Genomic DNA, 19,336 nt, shown 5'->3' with positions numbered 1-19,336 from the left:
GGAGTGGGGCGAGCCATGGCCCTTCCGGGTGGCAAGACGCGGCAGGGCGACGCCGATGCGCGCTGGGGCCGAGCATAGCGGCGGCTGCGCCAAATTCGAGCCCGGAAGCGAACCCAGCGGGTTTGCGTCACTCGAGAGGCACAATAGGAATCGGGCGTGCATCTCGCGGAGCGGGCCGAAGACCGGTCGTTCGAGAAGGCTTGCAGCAGAGCGATAGAACAGGCCGTCGACGCTGGCGGAGTCGAGTTCACCGACCCGGTATTTCGCGGAATGATCTACCTGACAAGCGCGTGATCCTCCACACCGGCCGGGGATGTACGTTCATATTTGGCCTGAGCGAAATATCAGGGTAGCGGCTGTAGGAAGTCGAACAGAGCCCTTTCGGCGTCCGGTTCGCTCAGCATCGGAGCATGCCCGACACCTGCGATTTCGGCCACCGTGATAGATGGAGCCGAACGCTGCATCTTCGCGGCGATCGCTGCGGTAACCAGATCCGAATGCTCACCCCGCATTAACAAGACCGGACGTCTGGCAAGTCTTCGAAAGAGCCACCAAGCGATCCAGGACGAGCGCTTGACGGGCTGGGCGCTAAGCGGCTTTCGAATTTCCGGATCATAGTCAAGTTCAAGACTGCCGTCCGCATTGGTACGAAATCCACGGCGGGCCATCAAATCCCAGTCGGCGCGCCCGCCTTGCGGGAAAGCATCCGCCATGATCCTTTGCATATAGGCGGACGCTTCATCCCAATTTCGGATAGCTTCCGCCTTTCCGGCGTATCCTGTAATCCGATCTATACCTTCCTGAGCAATCTCCGGCCCTACGTCGTTCAAGACCGCCGCAGCAACAACGCGCCGCCGCAGCCCGCCGATCGCCATGGTTATGAGCCCGCCCATAGATGTTCCGACAAATATCGCGCGGCCTATGCCCAGAGCGTCGAGAAGCGCCAGCAAGTCACGAGCATAGGTAGGGACGGCGTAGCGACCCGCGTCGGGGCTTCTTGCCGATTTGCCCCTGCCGCGGACATCCGGCACGATCACCCGGCGGCCTTCGGCCGCAAGCTGCGGCGCCAGAAGTTCGAAATCACTCGAATTGCGGGTAAGTCCGTGAAGGCAAACCACCGGCAACCGCGCTGCGCCGGCCGCGGCTTCATAGTCGCGCGCGTACAGCTCGAGACCGTCACGCGACAGCCACCAGCGATCGACATAGCCAATCTCGCGCACTGCGCTTTCGATTGCCATCTGCCTCAAAACTTCACCGACGCTGCGACAAATATCTGGCGAGGATTGCCGTAGAATGCTGTAAGCGTCCCTTCCCTTCCGAGAGCGGGTATGAGATTCCCGGACGCATTGCGGAGCAAGGCGCCCGTGCGGGCGTCAACTGCCATGAATGTGTAACCCGACGTCTTGTAGCGCTTGTCGAGCAGATTCTTGCCGTGGAGGCCGACCGACCAGCGCCCGCCCGGCGCGCGGTACACGAGATTGGCGTCGAACAGGGAGTAGCCGTCCTGATCGAGGAACGGGTTGGGAATCTCAAACTGGTAAGTCTTCGAACGATACGACCAGGTGGCAGACGCGTTTATGCTCCCGTCACCGACTGGCATCAGATTGGCAGCCGTAACGCTCGAGGTCCACTTCGGCGTATTCTGTACCTGCCGGAAATCTGCGACATCCACGGGCGCTCCCGCCACGAGCGTCACATACTCCTTGTACTCGGCATCGATATAGCCGAGCGTCCCGGCGAGGCTGAAGCCGCCGGGGAGCCGGACATTTGCTTCCGCCTCTACGCCGCGAAACCGAGCCTTGCCCGCGTTGCTCACGACGCCGCAGAAGCTTGGCACGCCGGCGACCGTGCAGCCGACCGATCCGGGAATCTGGACATTCTTGTAATCGGCATGAAATGCTGCGAGCGCCAGCGTCAGTCGCCGGTCGAAAAGGGCGCCCTTGTAGCCGATTTCGTAGCTGTCGACCGACTCGGGTGCGAAGCTCAGGAACGCGGCGACCTCGTCATTTTCCCGGACGCCGTTTCCATTCAGGTCCGGTGCGTTCGCGCCAACCCCGCGTGGATCGAAACCGCCCCCTTTGAAGCCCTGGGAGTAACTGGCGTAAAGATTGTGATCGGGCGTCGGCTTGAAGCTGATCGAGGCGCGGGGCGTGAACTTGCTGAACACACTACGTCCCCTGAAATTGGTCGACGGACCGCCCAGCGGCACGCCCGCGCCGCCAAAGACAGTAGATCCGCCGCCGAGATAATTCTGGCGAAGTATCTGGGCTTTACGTTCATCCCACGTGTAGCGCCCGCCGACCGACAAGCTGAACTGATCAGAGAAGTCATATGTAAAATCGCCAAAGGCGGCGAGCGTGTTGGTCCGCACGTCTGCGCTCGTATATGCCGCAAGGGTCGGCACAGTTGTGAAGATGCGCGCATCGAACTGCGTCAGCGCCGATGCGTCGAGATAGTAGCCGCCGATCAGACCGTGAAAGCGATCGGTGTCGATCAGCAGCTGAATTTCCTGACTGAACTGCGTATTGTCATATAGCCCCGGAACGTCCGTATCTTCCGATGGGAGCGCGTCGAAATCGATCGGGCCTGCCGATTTGTCAGCACGGTATGCCGTGATGGACCGGAACATGATGCTGTCAGCCGGACGCGCCTCGAGGAAGAGCGACGCGCCCCACGCTTCGACGTCCTGCTTTGGGGTGTTGAGAGCTCCTCGCGTGTCATAAACATCGGACAAGACGGGCGCGCCGGTAAGCTGGCTCACGATCAGCCTGTGCCCTCCCCTCGGATTCGACATGTCATGGGTATAGTCGCCGGTGAGCCGGGCGAAGATCTGATCTCCGTGCACCTCGGCGGTCCCGCGAGCCGCGATCACCTTTTTATCGTAATTGTCCAAGCCGGTCGTCAGATTATCGCCGAAACCGTCCCGATTGAGCGATGCGAACGCGCCACCGACACGAAGGATACGGCCTGAATCGACGGGCATGCTCGCGCTTACTACCGCGTCACGCTGATCGTAGCTTCCGTAGGCGGCTCGCAGGTTGATCTCGGCTTCGTCGGGAAGCTTCTTGGTGACATATTTGACCGCGCCGCCGACGGTATTGCGGCCATAGAGCGTTCCCTGCGGTCCTCGAAGGATTTCGATCCGTTCTACTTCATAAATATCAAGAACGGCAGCCTGGGGACGATTCAGATACACGTCGTCGAGATAGATGCCCACACCCTGCTCGAAACCCGAGACGGGATCTTGCTGCCCGACGCCGCGAATGAACGCAGTCAGCGTCGAGTTGGTTGCGCGCGACGCCTCGAGGGTGACGTTGGGCGTGACGTTCGACAAATCGGTAATGTCGATCGCGCCCTGTGCTTCGAGCTTTTCCCCGCTGAACGCGGTGATCGCGATCGGGACATTGATGAGAGTTTCCTCGCGGCGACGAGCCGTGACAACGATCTCGCTACCGTCGTCCGCCGCCGCCGCACTTTCTGTCCTGGCAGGCGCCCCCTCCTGCGCATGTGCAGCCGCGACGGCTCCCGAGGCCACGCCGGCAATAATGACCGCACGCACGGCTTTTCCCAGAATGATCATCTACCCTCTCCCCTAATTGATTCTATATGGTATGAGAAACTCGTACGCCGAGGTGAACGAGTCGTCAACTTCGTATGTTCCTAGGAAAATGACGATCGGCACCTTCAGCATCGGGCGTATGCCGACGAAGCCGATTAATCCATTCCTCTAAGTATATATGATAACTTGACCGTCCGGACAGCAGTCCGATAGGCAGGCCGCTATGTCCGGTACCCGATCAATCAAGCGCGCGGGGCGCGAAGGCGACGGTACGCCTCCTTCTCGCGCACTGAAGCGCGGTCCCAAGCGCAAGCTCGACGAAGATCACTGGTTTGAGGCAGCGCTGGACGCGATGGCGATCGGTGGTGTGGAGCGGGTGAGGATTGACCGCCTTGCCGCTGATCTTGGCGTCACCAAGGGCAGTTTCTATGTCCTTTTCCGGTCACGCGAGGCGTTTCTGGACGAACTTCTTGCCCATTGGCGCCGGATTTCCACCTTGCAGGTGATTGCAGAACTGAGTGCAATCAACGAGCCGCCCCTCGATCGCCTGGCCCGCGTCTTTGCCATCTCAACCTCCGATCGCGCCAAACGACGGGCGCGCATCGAGGCAGGCTTTCGGCTTTGGGCTTATGATGATCTCCGCGCCTCCCAAACGATGAGGGAAATCGATCACCATCGCCTCCTCTATTTCCAATCTGTGGTCGCAGCCTCTGGGATATCGGCAGATGATGCCCGGCCACGGGCGTTTCTCATCTACTCCTACCTGATTGGCGATGCGATGCTGGCGGCCGGGCAGGATGATCTACGGGAAGTATGCAGAGCCTTTCTGTCGACTGGAAGCGAGCGGCAATAATCGTTTATGGCCCGGTAGCGTCTGGTCCGCTCACCAAAGCACTCGTCAACTATGGCTGCGAACGCGCGGTCGGCTGACACACGAGACCGCAATGCTTCACAATTTCCGCTGAGCGGGCTGACGGAATCGCGAAGACTGTCGGGTGCTCCAGCGACATGCCGGCCTCGTCATGGACATCGAGGAGCTCGGGCGAGATATTGATGTGCTTCGGCCCTCGGCGGAGCGCTCCAAGCGCCGTGGCGGGAGGGGACGCCGAAGTTCAGTCGGAACCGAACCTACCGCGGCTCCAGAACATAATGGCAATTGCATCAAGAGAGACAGGATTTCGCCAGACCCTCGATGTGGATCCGGGCGGCGGCTTTGGATCCTTCCACATCTCCTGCGGACACATTTTCGATCAGTCCGTTCAGCCGGTCCTGAAATCCTCGCAAGTCAGGCGCTGTGTCGGAGGATTGCATGACGAAGAAATTCGCCATGCTGATTAACGATCCGAATTTCTGGTTTATGAGCGGCGATCCAGCCATCGCGTGAACAATGTCCAGGAGTTCCTTGCCTCGCAGGAGCTTTTCGCTATCCGCAAGGCCGTCCCATTCACTGGCGAGTGTGCGCATGGCGACGATGATGGCCCGTCGCCCTCCTTCGCCGCGCGCAGCCGCAAGGCCGGCAAATTCCTCCTCCACAAGGACGAGGCAGCGGAAAAAATCGTCGATTCTTCCCGGACTCGGATGGACAACATCACAGCCGACCTGAGGCACGACGCGGACATATCCCTCTACCGCCAGCGCATTTAGCGCAGCTCCGATCGGTTGCCGGCTGGCACCGGTTTCCGCAGCGAGGTCGTTCACGATTATCCGATCGCCGAAGCGATATTTCCCGCAGATCAGTCGGCATAACAGTTCGTCATAGAGCGTGTCCCGCTTGTTGGCGCTCATCGCTCGAGCCTCGCGCTCGCTATTCGGACGTTGGTTAGCCCCGCCCGGACCCAAGCGATCCCTAGTCTCATCCGACAATGCCCCGAGCCCGCAAAGCGGCGATTTGGCCGGAGTTCAAACCGAGGTCGCGAGCCAGAATTTCGTCGGTGTTTTCACCGAGCATCGGTGGCGCGCTCGAAGCGACAGCCCGCTTCCCGTCGATCATGATCGGGCTTGCGACGCCGGGAAGGTCACCGAGATGTTCATGTTGGAGTTCGACCTTCATTCCCCGGTGCCGGACATGAGGATCGGCAAATACGTCGGCGATCTCGTTGATCGGCCCTGCCGGGACACCGGCCGCGTCCAGCCTCTCGATCCATGTGTCGGCGCTGGCTGCGGCGAACAACGGGACCAGTTCGCACTCAAGCGCAGACTTGTGAGCGGCGCGGGAGCCATTGGTGGCGAAGCGGGGATCTTCTGCAAGATACGGGCGGCCGACCGCTTCACACAATCGCCGGAATTGCGAATCATTTCCTATCGCGAGATTGATCCCGCGGTCAGCGGCCAGGAATGATTGATAGGGAACGATATTGGGATGCGCATTCCCGTAGCGGGGCGGGTTCTGCCCAGTCGCAAAATAGTTGAAGGCCTGATTTGCGAGCGTCGCGACCGTTACGTCGAGCAAGGAAACGTCGAGATGACAACCGGAGCCGGTGCGACCCTGCTTGAAGAGAGCGGCAAGGATCGCAGCCGTGGCGTATAGGCCGGTCATGATATCCGAGAGCGCGACGCCTGTTTTCATGGGACCGCTTTCGGCAGAGCCCGTCACGCTCATCAGGCCTCCCATGCCCTGAGCGATAAAGTCGTAGCCCGGGCGGCCGCTGTAGGGGCCATCCTGGCCAAATCCCGTGACCGAGCAATAGACCAGCCGGGGATTAAGAGAGCGCAGGCTTTCCGCGTCCAATCCATATCGCTTGAGCACGCCAACCTTGAAATTCTCGACGACGACGTCCGACCCGGCGGCCAGGGTCCGGACGAGTTCCTGACCTTCGGAGCTGGCGAAGTCGGCGGCGAGCGCCAGCTTGCCGCGATTTGCGCACAAGTAATAGGCCGAAGTCTGCACATCATTCCGGTGCAGCCATGGGGGACCCCATTTGCGCGTATCGTCCCCCTCCTGCGGTCGTTCGACCTTGATCACGGTGGCCCCCATATCGGCCATGAGCTGCGTCGCCCATGGCCCAGCCAGCACGCGACTAAGGTCAAGAATCCGGACGCCCGCGAGCAACCGGTTCATTGCTCACATCTCTTCGCGAAGGGCCCGCTTGTCATCTTAACGTCTCGACCCGGACGTCGCATGGCGCATCACGCCGCCCCGCTCGTGGCGAAGTGACATCAGGCCCGGCTTCCAGATTCCCAAGCCCGAGCAAGCCGTTCCACGACGCCGACTGCCCAAGATATTTCACATCCGAATCCATCAGCACTCCATCTCGGCTCGCGGTGGAGACGCCGGAGCGGACCGGGAAGAATTGCCGGCGCGTCGCGCTGCGATCGGAGCGATCGTCGCGCTGACGGATCTACCGGTCCTTTCCGGGTCAGCATGTCCCCATCGGGCCAGCTCCTCGACAAGCCCGCCACTTCGCTGTTCGTCCCGGAAATCCATGTCGCCCCCCACCCCGCTATTGCATTACGACGAATGTGATGCACTATGTGCAATACTCAATGGCTCAGCAAGGCTCGTTATTCAAGCCTGTTCGCCTGATCCGGAGAGCGACCGCGCAACCCGGAAAAGGAGCTGTTGAATGTCGGTAAGCATATGATGGCCGTTCGCGACCGGATTTGGGGCTCGGCGAGCCTGCTACTGTGTTCCGCGTCGCTTTTCTGGGCACTCAACCCCATCGTCGCGCGGGCCGTCCACCATCTGGTGTCACCCTTGGGGATGGCGTTCTGGCGGTGGGTCGTGGCTATGGGCGTCGGTATGATCTTCGCCTGGCCGCATCTTGTCGACGACCGCAGGGAAATCCTGCGCGAGTGGAAAATGCTCGCGCTGCTCGGAACCTTGGGTATCGGGGCGTTTGCCCTCGTCGTCTATTGGGGGCTTCAATATACCACGGCGACGAACAATCTGATGATGCAAGGCGCGATGCCGTCTATGATCCTGCTTCTTTCAACACTGGTCTTCAGAGACAAGATCACGCCTGGCCAGCTCGTGGGCACTCTGGTTTCCCTCGCAGGACTATTGGTGATCGTGGCGCAGGGCAGCATGGCGAACCTGCTCGCCATGACATTCAACCGCGGAGATGCCGCCGCGCTCTTCGGCGTCTTTCTATATTCGCTATACTCGACGCTGCTGCGCAAACGGCCCGCGATCCATCAGCTAAGCTTCCTGGTCACCCTGTTCGGTGTCGGGGCGGCCAGTATCGCGCTGCCATATTCCCTGGAGATCGCCCAAGGCCATTATATGGCGGCACGGGCCGAGGTCGTTCTTGCCATTCTCTATGTGGGAATATTCCCGTCGCTTCTCGCCTACTTCTTCTTCAATCGATCAGTCGACCTCATCGGCATCTCCCGCGCCAGCATCTATATGAACCTGCCGCCGATATTCGGGGTTGGACTTGCGATCCTGCTGCTGGGCGAGCGCCTCGCGCCGTTTCACCTCGTGGGTGCGGTGCTCGTGGCGTCGGGCGTTTTCCTGGCGACGCGCCGAGGGGCCGAGGCCTCGCCCACGGTCGGCGAAGCAGAGCCCAAGGCAGCCGAAGCTGAGCCGATCTCACGCTAGGGCGCAGGCGGATATCCAGCTTTGCGGGGCCCTTATGGCGCCGGGGATCGCACGCGTAGCGCCACGACCGCATAGGAATGCACCCGTTCCCGACCAAGAAACGCCTTTGCATTGCGCGCGATGAATTGTATCTAGCGAGCTTATAGTGATCGTGGTTCGCGCTTTCTGTGACGGGCCGCGGACTTGCATAGACTGGAATGGAAATACTTTGGAACGACTCGGCAAGAGCGTGCGCAAGACGAACGTGGAAGACGACAACATCGCACCCTCCGAGGCGCCTGCCCAAACTGGTTCGCGGGCACCCCGATCGGCTCAGGCCCCAAGGCCCCGGAAGAGTATCCAGTCGGTCGAGACGGGCGTCCGCGTACTTGAAGCTCTCATTTCCTGCCCTGGCGGCTGTGCTCCCCTACGAGACATCGCGGCCGCTGCGGCCATGTCGCGGAGTCAGGCTCACCGTTATCTCCTGGCCTATATCAACACCGGGCTGGTTCAGCAGGAGCCTTCCGACGGCCGATATTCGCTTGGTCCGATGGCCCTCAAGGTCGGCCTATCCGCCCTTTCGCGGCTCGATGTGATCCGGATTACGACCGCCTACCTGCGGCAACTCGCCGATGACCTTCAAACCACGGGGCTGCTCACGATCTGGGGCGACTATGGCCCGACGATTATCCGCTGGCTCGACGGAGGCGTTCCCATAGCGACGTCGCTGCACGTGGGTTCGGTCCTTCCAATCCAGCACTCCTCGGCAGGCCTGACGTTCATGGCCTTCCAGCCGCCGCTTGCCTATAAAACCCTCCTCGAGCGCGAGCGGGCGGCTCGCGCGGCGATCGACGAGACGGAACTTCAGGGAATGCTGTTCGAGATCCGGCGCCAGGGCTATGCCAAGGTTGATGGTCAGGTCGTACCTGGGCTTGCCGCCATCTCGGTGCCGATTTTCGACATGCAGGGCAAGACGGTAGCCGTGATCGGTGTCCTTGGCCGGATGTCCGACAAGCACTTCTTCTGCCAGGGCAATGTTGACAAGGTGAAAGCCGCGGCCAATGAGGCGAGTCTCGCGATGGGATGGCAGCCGGACGAGGCGCGTGCTGCATCCTGAACCGGCGCTCGCGGTGTCGTCGCCTGCTGAGCCCGGTCTTTAAGGCCACTCGGTGGTCAGGCGATGATTGAACTCGACCCGGACTTTTTCTGGAATTTCTCTCTAGACGCCTACGCTCGCCCCGGTGTTGCCCGCCTGTGCCTGACCTTGCAGGACGATCATGGGCTCGACGTCAATGTCCTGCTGTTCTGCTGCTGGATCGCGCAAAGCCGGTCGGCATCGGTCGAAGAATGCGACATCGAGCGTCTCGTGGGCGAGGTCGCACCGACCAACGCCGAGGTGGTTTGGCCGCTCCGTCGCGCGCGCAGATGGCTGAAGGCGGCAGCAGAGGCCGAAGATGATATCGCTCCAGCGGCTGCGCGCACCCGTGCCCTGGTGAAAGAGGCAGAACTTGCAGGCGAACGCCTCGTACAACAGATATTGGCGACATCGGCGCGGCTATCGTCGGCCGCGAGCATTCAAAACCCCGTTGACGCGGCAGATCTGAGCCTCGCTGCCTATGCCCGTGCAACCGGTGCAATCGCCGCAGCCCCAGATCTTCACCACCTCGCGAGGCTCATCCTCCAGTCGGCCGGGCCGGCGGCTTCGGCGGAACCTTTGCCGTCTTGAGATAGGTTATGAGGAGTTGGAGATCGTCTTCCGATATCTCGGTCGGCCGAAACGGCGGCATCTCGACAAGACCGTTGCGCACGACCGAATGGACATAATCGCCGTCGAGGTCGGTTCGGCCGATCAGCGAAGCGACCGGGCGATCAAGCTCCTGAAGAAGCATCGTTCCGGGATGACCCGGACCCGGATCGTGGCAGCCCGCGCAGTGGAGGGCGTAGAGTTCCATCCCGTCCGGCTTGACCTCCCCGTTCTGCTTCGAGCAGGCTGCGAGTATCAGCAGGGCGATAGCCGGAATTCCCATCTTCATGGTTCGAGCTCCTCTGCGCCGCTCAGGCAGAAACAAAAAGATTTGCGGGATCGAGCGCGCGCTTGACCCGGGCGTGGAGCTGCGCCGTGGCGCCGCTCTCGTAACTTGCCCGGGCAGCCCCCGCCAGCGAAGCTTCCACATGCGTCTGACCGAAACCGGCGCTCGCTTGCGCTTCGATGATTTCCTGCGCGCAGGTTCGAACCTTCGCGTTACCCTCGCTGCTTCCATTCCAGCAAATATGCTGCAGATGCTGAGCGGAGCGCCAAATTGCGTTGGCTTCTGTCAACAAGTCGAACCCATGACGCCCGGCAGCGTCCCGCGACAGCTCGTAGAGGCGCAAGACGTCCGCGCCGTCGACGGGGCTCACGGGGCTGACGCGCATCGACGATCCGCCGGCCCATGCAGGCACGCGCCCCGGAGGCGCGCCGACGGATCCGCTCATCATGCCGGCCCGCCAATCCCACAACCCGCGGTTCGCGAAGTCCGTGCCCGACAGAATGCGCGCGCCGTTGATCGACGAGAAAGCATCCGAGATCATCGACCAGGCAATGGAGACATTTTCGGGCAAGCCGTAAAGCGAGCCGTAGAGCGTCCAATATCCAAGACCTAACGACGCTCCGGCCTTTCCGATCTCGCTGGCCTTCATTGGTCCGGACCCGGCGAAGTCGCGTCGGGTCTTGCCCGCGAGGGCTGCCTCATGCAGGGCATTCGCGACCGCAACGCCGTTCGGAACCACCATGTTGGTCTTGAGCGGACCGAGCACGTCGAAGAGGGCCGCAAGGTCGTCTTCTCCCGGCACGGTTACCGCGAAAGGCTTGGCCGCGGGCGGACTGGGCATCAGCCAGAGGCCGACCTTCGTGACGATCCCGAGGTCGGACTGCGTGAAGAGGCCGTCAACCCATGGGCCGTACCCGAATTTGAACAGCTGCCAGCATGTGCTCTTGGGCATGGCTCCCATGCCCGTCCGCACGCTGCGACCGTCGGCCAACATGACCTCGAGGCCACATTGCATGAGATAATGGTCTGCATATGGCGTATAACCGGCGCGGCGCTGGATGAAGGCATCAGCGACAGACTCATCGGGATCGCCGGGGCAATCGATCCCGAGTCTGAGGCCGCGCTCGCTGATATGCTCGGACAATTGCTGGAAGGTGACGCCCGGTTCGACCAGACAATAAGCGAGTTCCTCGTTCACCTCGAGGATCTTGTTCATGCGGGAAAGGTCGAGGATGATGATCTTGTCGCGCGCGGCTGCATCGCGCCCCGGCGCCGCCCGGGATGCCGGCTGAAGTGCGGCGCCTGCCGACCGTGCCGCGGCGAGGATCCTGGAAAGCTCCTCCTCGCCGGCCGGCGCGACAATCGCTATCGGCAGATTGCGTCCCGATCGAAACGGCTCCAACATCGCGGGATCGCGCGTCAAACTGGCGCCTCCCACCGAAGCTTCAATGGCGTTGACCGCCGCGGCTTGTCGCGTCGCGTCCATTTGGAGCTCCTATTTCTGGAAGTTCGAAGGCTGGAGGACGACCGGGAACCGCCCGGGGTCCGAAATGTCGAGAGCGAATTCCCCGGCGCGCAGCTTGCGGTCGATCGCGCTTGCCGGCTCGCTGTCGCGCCAGGAAAAGCAGCAATCGTTACAGCGCCAGATCGTCCAGACGGTCTCACCGTCATCGACACCGCGAAAATCGGCGGTGCTACCGTCGGATCCGCATCTTGGGCATTGCGCTGGCGTCACCGCACGTCTCCTCGCTGCATCTGGCGAATGCGTTTGCCAAGTTCTTCGATTTCCGGTCCGGTGGGCGGGGATACCAGATGAGCCTCGCCGACCGGATCAGGCGGTAGGTAGCTGGTCGCATCGATAATGAGATGATGCCCTTTCCCGGGCGTCACGGCGGCAGGATCGATCGGGACCATTGCCATATTGGGCAGCACGATGATGTCGTCGGCGCGCGTTCGGGTCGATAGGGCCCACATGACCTGGTTCAGGTCGAACGGATCGATGTCGGCATCGACCATGATCAGATTCTTGAGATACATCAGGCCGTGCGGAGTCCCGAGGGCGCGGAGTGCCACCGACTTGGCGAAGCCCGCCATCCGGTTCTTGACCGCAATGATGCCTGTCAGCCCATGCTGGTAAAGCGCATTAACCGCGGTGACTTCAGGAAAGGTCTGGCGGAGCTGCGCATAGATCGGCGCGGAGGTATGAAGGCCGATCAGCGTGTCATGTTCGGTCCAGCCCCTCCCGATGTAGATATTCTCGAAAATCGGGTTCTGCCGGTGCGATACCGCCGTCACCTTGAATACCGGGGCGCGCCGAACCCCGCTGTACGAGCCCGGGAATTCTCCAAACGGTCCCTCGAAGACGCGCTCGCCCAGGACGAGTTCCGCTTCGATCACGATCTCGCTGTCGGCGAGGATATCGATACCGTTTCCGGAGTTGGTGAGGCGTATCGGTGCTCCCATCATCGCCGAGGCATAGGCATATTCGGATTCATCATATCCGATCGGGGTCGCGGCAAAAAGCGCAACGCCCGGATGATTGCCGAGCATCACCGCGACCTTGAGCGGGACCCCTTCCCGCTCCGCGGCCAGGATCTGCCGGCCCATGTCATGGGCCGGGATCGTCATCAGGCTGAAGCGATCGGGTCCCTGGATCTGCAGGCGGTAGATACCGACATTCTGCTTGCCGAAATCGTCCGGTTCGAGCGGATCGCGCGATGCGACCGACGCCTTCGCAAGATAGAAGCCGCCATCATATTCGTTGATCCTGTAAACGGGCAGAATATCATAGAGGTTGATATTCTCTTCGTGGCGACATTCGTGGACGGGCGCCTGCCCTTCCGACACGCGGCTGATCTGCGCCGAGGCATCGCCCCATCGACCCGCGATATCGAAGAACATCTCCCTGATCGTGGTTCCCTTGGGCTGCCCGAGAAGCAGCGCGATATTGTCCCACGAACCATGGACGCCGACGACCGTTCGCTTCCCCGGATAACCCGCAATATTGTCGAATATGATCGCCGGCGCGTTGTTGACGTCCCGCGAAGCCGCGACGGCGATATTGCGAAGGTCGGGTTCGGGCATGACGCGGTCGCTCCAGCGAACCGCCTGCCCATGCTCCTCGAGAAGCTCCAGGAAGTCGCGCAGCGATCCGACCCCTCGCGCGCGCTCCGCGAGGTTGCTTCGCAAATTGCCGTCTGCCCGCTCCATCAATGCCCTCCTTCACCAGCGGCGCCGGTCTGAATGGTGACCCACTTCCACTCGGTCATGATGTCGAGATCGACCTCGGTTCCTTCCCGGCCGAAACCGGAGGCTTTCGCACCCCCGAATGGAACATGGGGCTCATCGTGCAGGGTCGGGGCATTGATATGCACCATACCGACCTCCGCTTCGCGCGCGAACTTCAGCGCCTTGTCGATATCGCGCGTGAAGATCGCCGCGCTCAAGCCATATTCGGTATCATTTGCGAGGCGCAGGGCCTCGTCCATGCTGTCGAACGGATAGAGCGACGTCACGGGACCGAAGGTTTCCTCCCTTGCGACGTCCATCTCCGGCATGACGCCGGCGAGGACTGTGGCTTCGCACACATTTCCGAGCCATTGCCCTCCCGCCAGCACATTGGCGCCCTTGTCCCTGGCGTCGTCAACGTGACGCCGGACGCGTTGCCGTTGGCGATCCGAGATTATCGGCCCCAGCATCGTCGAGGAGTCGCGGAGATCGCCCCCCGTCAGCCGCGAGGCGGCCGCGGCAAACGCTTTCGAGAAATCCTCGAATATCGGTCGCTCGACATAGATTCTCGAGGCGCCCATGCAGACCTGCCCCTGATACATGAAAATGCTGAAGATCGCAGCCGCGACCGCCTTTTCGATATCTGCGTCGGCGCAGATCACGAGCGGGCTCTTGCCGCCGAGTTCGAGCGTGTATTTCTTCAGCTCCCTTGCGGCGATCGCCGCAATATGCCTTCCGACGCGCGATGAGCCCGTGAAGGTTATCGCGCGTACCTTCGGATGGCTCGTGAGCGTGTCTCCGATGCGCGCGCCGTCGCCATAGACGACATTGAAAAGCCCAGCCGGAACGCCGGCCTCGGACCAGAGCCGGGCAAGCATGTCGGCAACCCGCGGCGCAGACTCGGAGGGCAAAAGGACAAAGGCATTTCCCGTCGCCAGAGCCATTGCGGACTGCTTGATCCCCTTGATCAACGGCACGTTGAACGGGGTAATGCCCGCGACCACGCCAACCGGCTCGCGCAGGCTCATGCTGAACCTGCCGGGGGCGTCCGAAGGGATGGTCTCGCCACGGATACGGCGCGGCACACCCGCCGCGGCGCGCAGGAAGCTCGCGGCAAATCGGGTTTCGAAACCGGCCTTCGCGATCGGTGAGCCGATTTCCTCGATGAGGACATCCGCAAAGGCTCCGGCGTCGCGCTCGATCAGCGCCGACGCCTTCACCATCCAATCCTCGCGCACCGCTGCCGGCAGGTGGCGATACTTGCGGAAGGCATCGTCGGCCGTCTCAACGGCCCGTTCGATGTCGGCGGACGTCCCTGCCGCGGCGCGCGCGTAAAGGCTGTCGTCAACCGGGTTGAGGTCGTCGAAATATCCGGCATCTCCGGGCGCCACGAACTCGCCGGCGATCCAGTGGTGAAGGTGGGGACGGGCATGGGTCATGATGAAAATCCCGGGAGATCAAGGGACGCCGACATCAGCCGCGCGCAGCCTTCGGCCAGATACCCTGCTTGCCTGGCGACAGAATTCCATTCGGATCGAGCACATCCTTCAGGCGGTGGTGCAGGTCCCATAGCGCTCCATCATTGTGGCGATAGGTCTTCGCGATCTGGTCCATGAAGGCGAGATGGGTGCGATATTCGCCGAAGCCCGCGTCGGCGGCCTCGTCCACAAGGAGGCTGAACAGGTCGTATGCACTTTTGCGCATCGCTTCGTCGGCGCGATTGTACATGATCATCAGGATGTGATGCATGTCGCGCCACCCCACGAGGAATTCGCCGATATAGTCGAAGCCGAACTGGTGGCAGCGTTGCTTGATCAGATTATATTGCGACATCGCCTCGGCCCCGTTCGGCGCGGAGATTGGCGAGAAGTTCACATGCCCGCCCCCCCCGATCCAGTTCATTATGCTGAACTCGGTCATATTGGGTTCGCCGCGCATCAGTTTCACGCGATAGTCCCATGCCGGGTCGTTTTCGCGCGCGAAGTGAAATTTCGCCCCCGGGATGCTGCCGAATGCGTCCTCGATGACTTTCCAGTTGTTCTCGATCATGGGCGGCGGCCCGTAAAGCGCGCCGTAAAAATTCCACATGCCAAGATCGAGATCGGATGCGATCTTGGCCCGGACTGACGGCGGAACCGGGCCTTTTCCGTCATAATAGTGGCGGCGTGTCGTCTTTGCCGATGCCTCCCACAGCAGATCGACTGCGACAGCAGCATTCGGGATGATCTGGTTAACCTTGAGCGGGCGCGTGATCTCGAAAATCTGCTCGAGATCTTCTTCCCGCGGGAAGGTGATCATGAACGGCTTGTACCCGGGTGGTTCGGGCATCAGCCAGATGCCGAGCTTGGTGACAACGCCGAAGTTCGATTGGGTGAACATGCCATCGAACTGGGGACCGATGCCATGCTTGCTGATCTGCCAATTCTTGCTTCCCGCGATTCCACCTTGCCCCGTGCGCACGACCTGACCGTCCGGCAACATCACTTCCATGCCGCACTGCATGATGAAGTGATCGCCGTACGGAGTGTAGCCGGCGCCATGTTCAAGGGCATTCCCCATCACGCCGCCCCATGCCGGCGCGGCGGGATCGATCCAGAGCTTGCTGCCGATCCGCTGGAGGTGCCGGTAAAGCTGCATGTAGGAAACGCCGGGCTCGACCAGCGCATAGCCATATTTCTCGTTGACCTCGATGATCCGGTTCATGCGCTTCAAGTCGAGGATGACATATCCGGACTTGCGGGGGGCCGGGCCGCCATAGGCAAAATTTCGCCCGGTCCCGATCGTCCACAACGGCGCGCGATAATTGTTCGCGATCGCGAGAATTTTCTGAATTTGCTCGATATTCTCTGGAGCAACGGCCGCCGAGGGCAACAGCGTGCCGTCGGCGAGAGGCGAATATGCATCGCGGTAGCTTGAAAGAGGAAGCTCGTCGACGAACACCCAGGATTTCCCGACGACGCCGGAGAGCTCCTCCAGAAGGCGCGAGAAGTCGGCAGCAGCAATGCCCTCGGGAAGGTTGGGCGTCATCGGACACCTCCGTCGAGGCGAAATGCCCAGGTCACGAGAAATCCGGGACTGCGCGCACTCAAGCCGCAAATCTCCGAGGCACACACCGACTCCCGCGGCCCGGCCGCCCGTCCGGCGAGCTCGTCGCGGAGGCGCATCGCAGCAACGGCCGGCCATGTGAATTGCGAAACACCTGCGAAGCCTGGCTGGCCGGCTATCCGGTGCGTCCATCGGCCGGCACCATAACTATGGTCCCAGCGCAGGATCGGAGTGGCGCCCGCCTCGACCAGAAGCTGACCGGCGATCATCGCCACCGGGTCGGAGGTCAGTCCGGCAATCACGCCCTTTCCGCTCGGGCGGTATCCGAATAATTCGTCCAGCCCAGGCCCAACCTCCAACGCGCTGGCGGTCGGAACCTCCGAGGCAAGCGCATCGGAGAAGCGGATGCTTTCGGGGATTCCCTGCTGCCGCACCACCCGGACCGGTTCGCCTCGCGCAGGCACGGAGCCGAGGCCGGCGACCCCTGCCAATCCAGCGGTGACAAGCCCTGCCCCGAGCAAGTCGCGGCGATTAAGCTCGTTCATCATTGGCTTACCCTTTCCGAAGGTTCGGTCGATTCAAGGCGCGTGATCTGGGCACTGCTGAGGCCGGTCCAGCGCCGGTCCTGGTCCCGATGAATTCCGAATTGATCGAGGACGCGAATGCAGCTGTGATCGACGATGTCCTGGACCGTCGACGGCCGCGCGTAGAAGCCGGGAACAGGCGGAAATATGACCGCGCCCATTTCAGAGCATGCGACCATGTTGCGCAGGTGAGCGAGATTGAGCGGCGCTTCGCGGACCATCAGCGTCAGCCTGCGCCGCTCCTTGAGCATGACGTCGGCTGCACGAGTGATGAGATTGTCGGACAGCCCGTTGGCGATTGCGGCCAGAGTCCGCATCGAGCATGGCGCGACCACCATACCCTCGCAAAGGAAGGATCCGCTCGCGATAGAGGCTCCCACGTTGCGAACATTGTGCACCACGTCGGCTGCCGCTTCGAACTGCTTCAGCGTCAGCGGTAGCTCCTCACGGATATTCAGCACAGCGGCCTGAGAAACGACGAGATGCGTTTCGAAGCCGGGCGTATCGCGCATCATTTCGAGAAGCCGCAGACCGTAGACTGCGCCGGTGGCGCCAGTCACGGCAATAACGATCCTCCGCAGCGTCACAGGACCCGGCGGATCGCGTCGCATTTCGGTCCAGAAATCGCCATTGCAGACCCGCTCCCGATTCTATTGTTGACGCACACCATACAATCCATTGCTCATTGTGCAAGGGATAAGTGGGTGACACCGTCGCGCATCATGGCTTGAAGCGTTCCAGCAGCCTCCCGGCCGCATCAGCGAGCGCGAATGCGTCGATTCCGACGGCGACGAAGCTCGCCCCGCCCGCGAGATGGGCATCGACCAAGGAGAGATCGCGCGACAAGATTCCTGCGGGCTTTCCGGCCGCGATGATCCGCGCGAGAGCGTCCAGCGTCAGGTCCCGCAGCCTGTCCCGGTTGGAGCTGCCCATCAGCCCCGCGGAGGCTGCGAGGTCCGCGGGACCGATGAAGAGGGCATCGACACCGTCGACCGCGGCAATTGCCTCGAGATTTTCTATCCCCGCCATGGTCTCGATCTGCGCGATTACGCAAAGCTGCGCGTTCGCTTCAGAGACAAAGGTGGGGATAGCACCCCAGCGCGACGCCCTCGCGCCGCCGATCCCCCGACTCCCTGCAGGCGGATACCGGCATGCATCGACGATCCGGGTCGCCTGTTCGGCATTTTCGACCATCGGGATCATCAGCGTTGCAGCGCCCAGGTCCAGGATCTGCCGCAGCACGATCGGATCGGAGGAAGGTGCGCGTACCACGGCGGCGCAGGAAGAGCAGCCTTCTATCGCGCGAAGCTGGTCAATAATGCCGGGCAGCGTCTGCGGGCCGTGCTCGGCATCGATCAGCAGCCAGTCGAAACCGACCCCGGCGCATATTTCAGCCACACTGGCGTCGGCCAGGGCAAGCCAGAATCCGAACAGGGGACGTTGCTGCGCCAGCGCGGCTTTGAAGCGATTGGGAGGCATGGGCAACGGCACGTCAGGCGAATCTCATGCCGATGGAGCCGAGCCTGCCGAAGTCGGCCGATATGACGTCGCCTCGAGAGACGGGAACGGGGCGCGTAAAAGAACCTCCGAGCAAGATTTCTCCGGCTTGCAGGTCCTCGCCCCAAACCCCCAACCGGTTCGCGAGCCAAGCGACGCCGCGCGCTGGATGGTTCAGCACCCCGGCCGAGAGGCCGGTCTCCTCGATCACGGCATTGCGCGAGAGGATGGCGCCCACCCACCGAAGGTCAACGGCATCGACCCGGACCGGACGCCCGCCGATGACGATGCCGGCATTCGCCGCATTGTCCGCGATCGTATCCTGGATCTTGCGCGCGCTTCCCGTCACCTCGTCGATGGCTTGAACGCGGCTATCGATGATCTCTATCGCCGGTACGACATAGTCCGTCGCCGCAAGGACGGCGTGAGCCGTGACACCGGGCCCTTTCAGCGGGCGAGCCAGGAAGAAGGCGAGCTCGACTTCGACCTTCGGGTTGATGAAGCGATCGATAGGGATATCGCCTCCTTCCTCGAAAGCCATGTCGTCGAGCAATGTGCCATAGTCCGGTTCGGTAATGCCGGCCGATTGCTGCATTGCGCGGGAGGTCAAACCGATCTTGCGCCCGATGGAATGGCGGCCCGATGCGAGTTTGCCGTCCACCCAAGAGCGGGCGACCCGGTAGCCATCCTCGATCGTCATATCGGGATAGCGGGCCGACAATTGACGAACGGGCGTCCGCGTCTTCTCGGCTTCGCCCAATTCGCCGGCGAGCGTCGCGATGAGCCTATCGTCCATGGCGGTCCCCTTCCGATCTTCCTTCGCGAGCCAAAGCGCTGCGCGTGGAAGTGAAATCCAATGGGCAATGCATTGCAC

General features: G+C 61.8%; 18 protein-coding genes. 4 read left to right on the top strand and 14 right to left on the bottom strand.

All coding sequences use genetic code 11. The annotated features are described in order from the left end of the window. Window positions 1–344: 344 nt before the first annotated feature. Window positions 345–1,238, bottom strand: a complete 894-nt coding sequence (locus ATE67_RS02365) for an alpha/beta fold hydrolase (RefSeq protein ID WP_058815059.1) — start codon at window positions 1,236–1,238, stop codon at window positions 345–347. A gap of 5 nt (window positions 1,239–1,243) precedes the next feature. Beyond that, complete coding sequence (locus ATE67_RS02360; RefSeq protein ID WP_058815058.1) at window positions 1,244–3,580, bottom strand: TonB-dependent receptor; 2,337 nt, start codon at window positions 3,578–3,580, stop codon at window positions 1,244–1,246. Window positions 3,581–3,782: 202 nt separating this feature from the next. Between ATE67_RS02360 and ATE67_RS02355 the strand changes: the two genes are divergently transcribed. After that, window positions 3,783–4,412, top strand: a complete 630-nt coding sequence (locus ATE67_RS02355; protein ID WP_058815057.1) for a TetR/AcrR family transcriptional regulator — start codon at window positions 3,783–3,785, stop codon at window positions 4,410–4,412. A 308-nt stretch (window positions 4,413–4,720) separates the two neighbouring features. Here ATE67_RS02355 and ATE67_RS02350 read toward each other — a convergent pair whose 3' ends face one another. Continuing rightward, window positions 4,721–5,344: a GntR family transcriptional regulator gene (locus tag ATE67_RS02350; protein WP_058815056.1), complete on the bottom strand. Its 624-nt coding sequence runs from the start codon at window positions 5,342–5,344 to the stop codon at window positions 4,721–4,723. A 67-nt stretch (window positions 5,345–5,411) separates the two neighbouring features. After that, on the bottom strand, window positions 5,412–6,617 hold the full coding sequence (locus tag ATE67_RS02345; RefSeq protein ID WP_058815055.1) for a CaiB/BaiF CoA transferase family protein: 1,206 nt from the start codon (window positions 6,615–6,617) through the stop codon (window positions 5,412–5,414). Window positions 6,618–7,139: 522 nt separating this feature from the next. Here ATE67_RS02345 and ATE67_RS02340 point away from each other — a divergent pair. The 3 genes from ATE67_RS02340 (at window position 7,140) to ATE67_RS20900 (ending at window position 9,804) form a co-directional block, all read left to right on the top strand. Further along, complete coding sequence (locus ATE67_RS02340) at window positions 7,140–8,099, top strand: DMT family transporter (RefSeq protein WP_228765587.1); 960 nt, start codon at window positions 7,140–7,142, stop codon at window positions 8,097–8,099. Between the two features lie 208 nt (window positions 8,100–8,307). Further along, on the top strand, window positions 8,308–9,195 hold the full coding sequence (locus ATE67_RS02335; RefSeq protein WP_228765588.1) for an IclR family transcriptional regulator: 888 nt from the start codon (window positions 8,308–8,310) through the stop codon (window positions 9,193–9,195). A gap of 63 nt (window positions 9,196–9,258) precedes the next feature. Next, entirely contained in the window at window positions 9,259–9,804 is a 546-nt protein-coding gene (locus ATE67_RS20900) for a TIGR02444 family protein (protein ID WP_082660146.1), read from the top strand. Here ATE67_RS20900 and ATE67_RS02325 read toward each other — a convergent pair. The 10 genes from ATE67_RS02325 to hpaH all read right to left on the bottom strand — a co-directional run bounded on the left by ATE67_RS02325 (window position 9,752) and on the right by hpaH (window position 19,258). Continuing rightward, window positions 9,752–10,111 (bottom strand): c-type cytochrome, encoded by a 360-nt coding sequence (locus tag ATE67_RS02325; protein WP_058815053.1) that lies wholly within the window; start codon window positions 10,109–10,111, stop codon window positions 9,752–9,754. The two genes, ATE67_RS20900 and ATE67_RS02325, sit on opposite strands and share 53 nt — an antisense overlap. 22 nt (window positions 10,112–10,133) lie before the next feature. Further along, complete coding sequence (locus ATE67_RS02320) at window positions 10,134–11,594, bottom strand: FAD-binding oxidoreductase (protein WP_058815052.1); 1,461 nt, start codon at window positions 11,592–11,594, stop codon at window positions 10,134–10,136. 9 nt (window positions 11,595–11,603) lie between these two features. Then, the gene (locus ATE67_RS02315; protein WP_058815051.1) at window positions 11,604–11,843 is read right to left on the bottom strand and encodes a non-oxidative hydroxyarylic acid decarboxylases subunit D; all 240 of its coding nucleotides are present in this window, start codon (window positions 11,841–11,843) and stop codon (window positions 11,604–11,606) included. Then, window positions 11,840–13,318 carry a non-oxidative hydroxyarylic acid decarboxylases subunit C gene (locus ATE67_RS02310; protein WP_058815050.1) on the bottom strand — a complete coding sequence of 493 codons (1,479 nt, stop codon included), beginning with the start codon at window positions 13,316–13,318 and terminating at the stop codon, window positions 11,840–11,842. The genes ATE67_RS02315 and ATE67_RS02310 overlap by 4 nt, the downstream gene beginning before the upstream one ends. Beyond that, complete coding sequence (locus ATE67_RS02305; RefSeq protein ID WP_058815049.1) at window positions 13,318–14,775, bottom strand: aldehyde dehydrogenase family protein; 1,458 nt, start codon at window positions 14,773–14,775, stop codon at window positions 13,318–13,320. The genes ATE67_RS02310 and ATE67_RS02305 overlap by 1 nt, the downstream gene beginning before the upstream one ends. A 34-nt stretch (window positions 14,776–14,809) precedes the next feature. Next, entirely contained in the window at window positions 14,810–16,363 is a 1,554-nt protein-coding gene (locus ATE67_RS02300) for an FAD-binding oxidoreductase (RefSeq protein ID WP_058815048.1), read from the bottom strand. Continuing rightward, window positions 16,360–16,929, bottom strand: coding sequence for a hypothetical protein (locus ATE67_RS02295; protein ID WP_058815047.1), 570 nt, complete (start codon window positions 16,927–16,929; stop codon window positions 16,360–16,362). The genes ATE67_RS02300 and ATE67_RS02295 overlap by 4 nt, the downstream gene beginning before the upstream one ends. After that, entirely contained in the window at window positions 16,926–17,576 is a 651-nt protein-coding gene (locus ATE67_RS02290) for a UbiX family flavin prenyltransferase (protein WP_156416861.1), read from the bottom strand. The genes ATE67_RS02295 and ATE67_RS02290 overlap by 4 nt, the downstream gene beginning before the upstream one ends. Before the next feature lie 109 nt (window positions 17,577–17,685). After that, on the bottom strand, window positions 17,686–18,456 hold the full coding sequence (locus tag ATE67_RS02285) for an HpcH/HpaI aldolase family protein (RefSeq protein ID WP_231728014.1): 771 nt from the start codon (window positions 18,454–18,456) through the stop codon (window positions 17,686–17,688). A 1-nt stretch (window position 18,457) separates the two neighbouring features. Next, the gene (hpaH, locus tag ATE67_RS02280) at window positions 18,458–19,258 is read right to left on the bottom strand and encodes a 2-oxo-hept-4-ene-1,7-dioate hydratase (protein WP_058815045.1); all 801 of its coding nucleotides are present in this window, start codon (window positions 19,256–19,258) and stop codon (window positions 18,458–18,460) included. Window positions 19,259–19,336: the final 78 nt, after the last annotated feature.

The sequence above is a fragment of the Sphingopyxis sp. H050 genome (genome assembly GCF_001468265.1).
Classification (GTDB): Bacteria; Pseudomonadota; Alphaproteobacteria; order Sphingomonadales; family Sphingomonadaceae; genus Sphingopyxis.
The sequence above is the reverse complement of the archived record's forward strand: the minus strand, read 5'-3'. Positions and strand labels throughout refer to the sequence as shown.

Coding starts and splice junctions, on each gene's coding strand:
- ATE67_RS02365 (WP_058815059.1), bottom strand. CDS start 1,238: ATGGCAATCGAAAGCGCAGTGCGCGAGATTGGCTATGTCGATCGCTGG.
- ATE67_RS02360 (WP_058815058.1), bottom strand. CDS start 3,580: ATGATCATTCTGGGAAAAGCCGTGCGTGCGGTCATTATTGCCGGCGTG.
- ATE67_RS02355 (WP_058815057.1), top strand. CDS start 3,783: ATGTCCGGTACCCGATCAATCAAGCGCGCGGGGCGCGAAGGCGACGGT.
- ATE67_RS02350 (WP_058815056.1), bottom strand. CDS start 5,344: ATGAGCGCCAACAAGCGGGACACGCTCTATGACGAACTGTTATGCCGA.
- ATE67_RS02345 (WP_058815055.1), bottom strand. CDS start 6,617: ATGAACCGGTTGCTCGCGGGCGTCCGGATTCTTGACCTTAGTCGCGTG.
- ATE67_RS02340 (WP_228765587.1), top strand. CDS start 7,140: ATGGCCGTTCGCGACCGGATTTGGGGCTCGGCGAGCCTGCTACTGTGT.
- ATE67_RS20900 (WP_082660146.1), top strand. CDS start 9,259: ATGATTGAACTCGACCCGGACTTTTTCTGGAATTTCTCTCTAGACGCC.
- ATE67_RS02325 (WP_058815053.1), bottom strand. CDS start 10,111: ATGAAGATGGGAATTCCGGCTATCGCCCTGCTGATACTCGCAGCCTGC.
- ATE67_RS02320 (WP_058815052.1), bottom strand. CDS start 11,594: ATGGACGCGACGCGACAAGCCGCGGCGGTCAACGCCATTGAAGCTTCG.
- ATE67_RS02310 (WP_058815050.1), bottom strand. CDS start 13,318: ATGGAGCGGGCAGACGGCAATTTGCGAAGCAACCTCGCGGAGCGCGCG.
- ATE67_RS02305 (WP_058815049.1), bottom strand. CDS start 14,775: ATGACCCATGCCCGTCCCCACCTTCACCACTGGATCGCCGGCGAGTTC.
- ATE67_RS02300 (WP_058815048.1), bottom strand. CDS start 16,363: ATGACGCCCAACCTTCCCGAGGGCATTGCTGCTGCCGACTTCTCGCGC.
- ATE67_RS02295 (WP_058815047.1), bottom strand. CDS start 16,929: ATGATGAACGAGCTTAATCGCCGCGACTTGCTCGGGGCAGGGCTTGTC.
- ATE67_RS02290 (WP_156416861.1), bottom strand. CDS start 17,576: ATGCGACGCGATCCGCCGGGTCCTGTGACGCTGCGGAGGATCGTTATT.
- hpaH (WP_058815045.1), bottom strand. CDS start 19,258: ATGGACGATAGGCTCATCGCGACGCTCGCCGGCGAATTGGGCGAAGCC.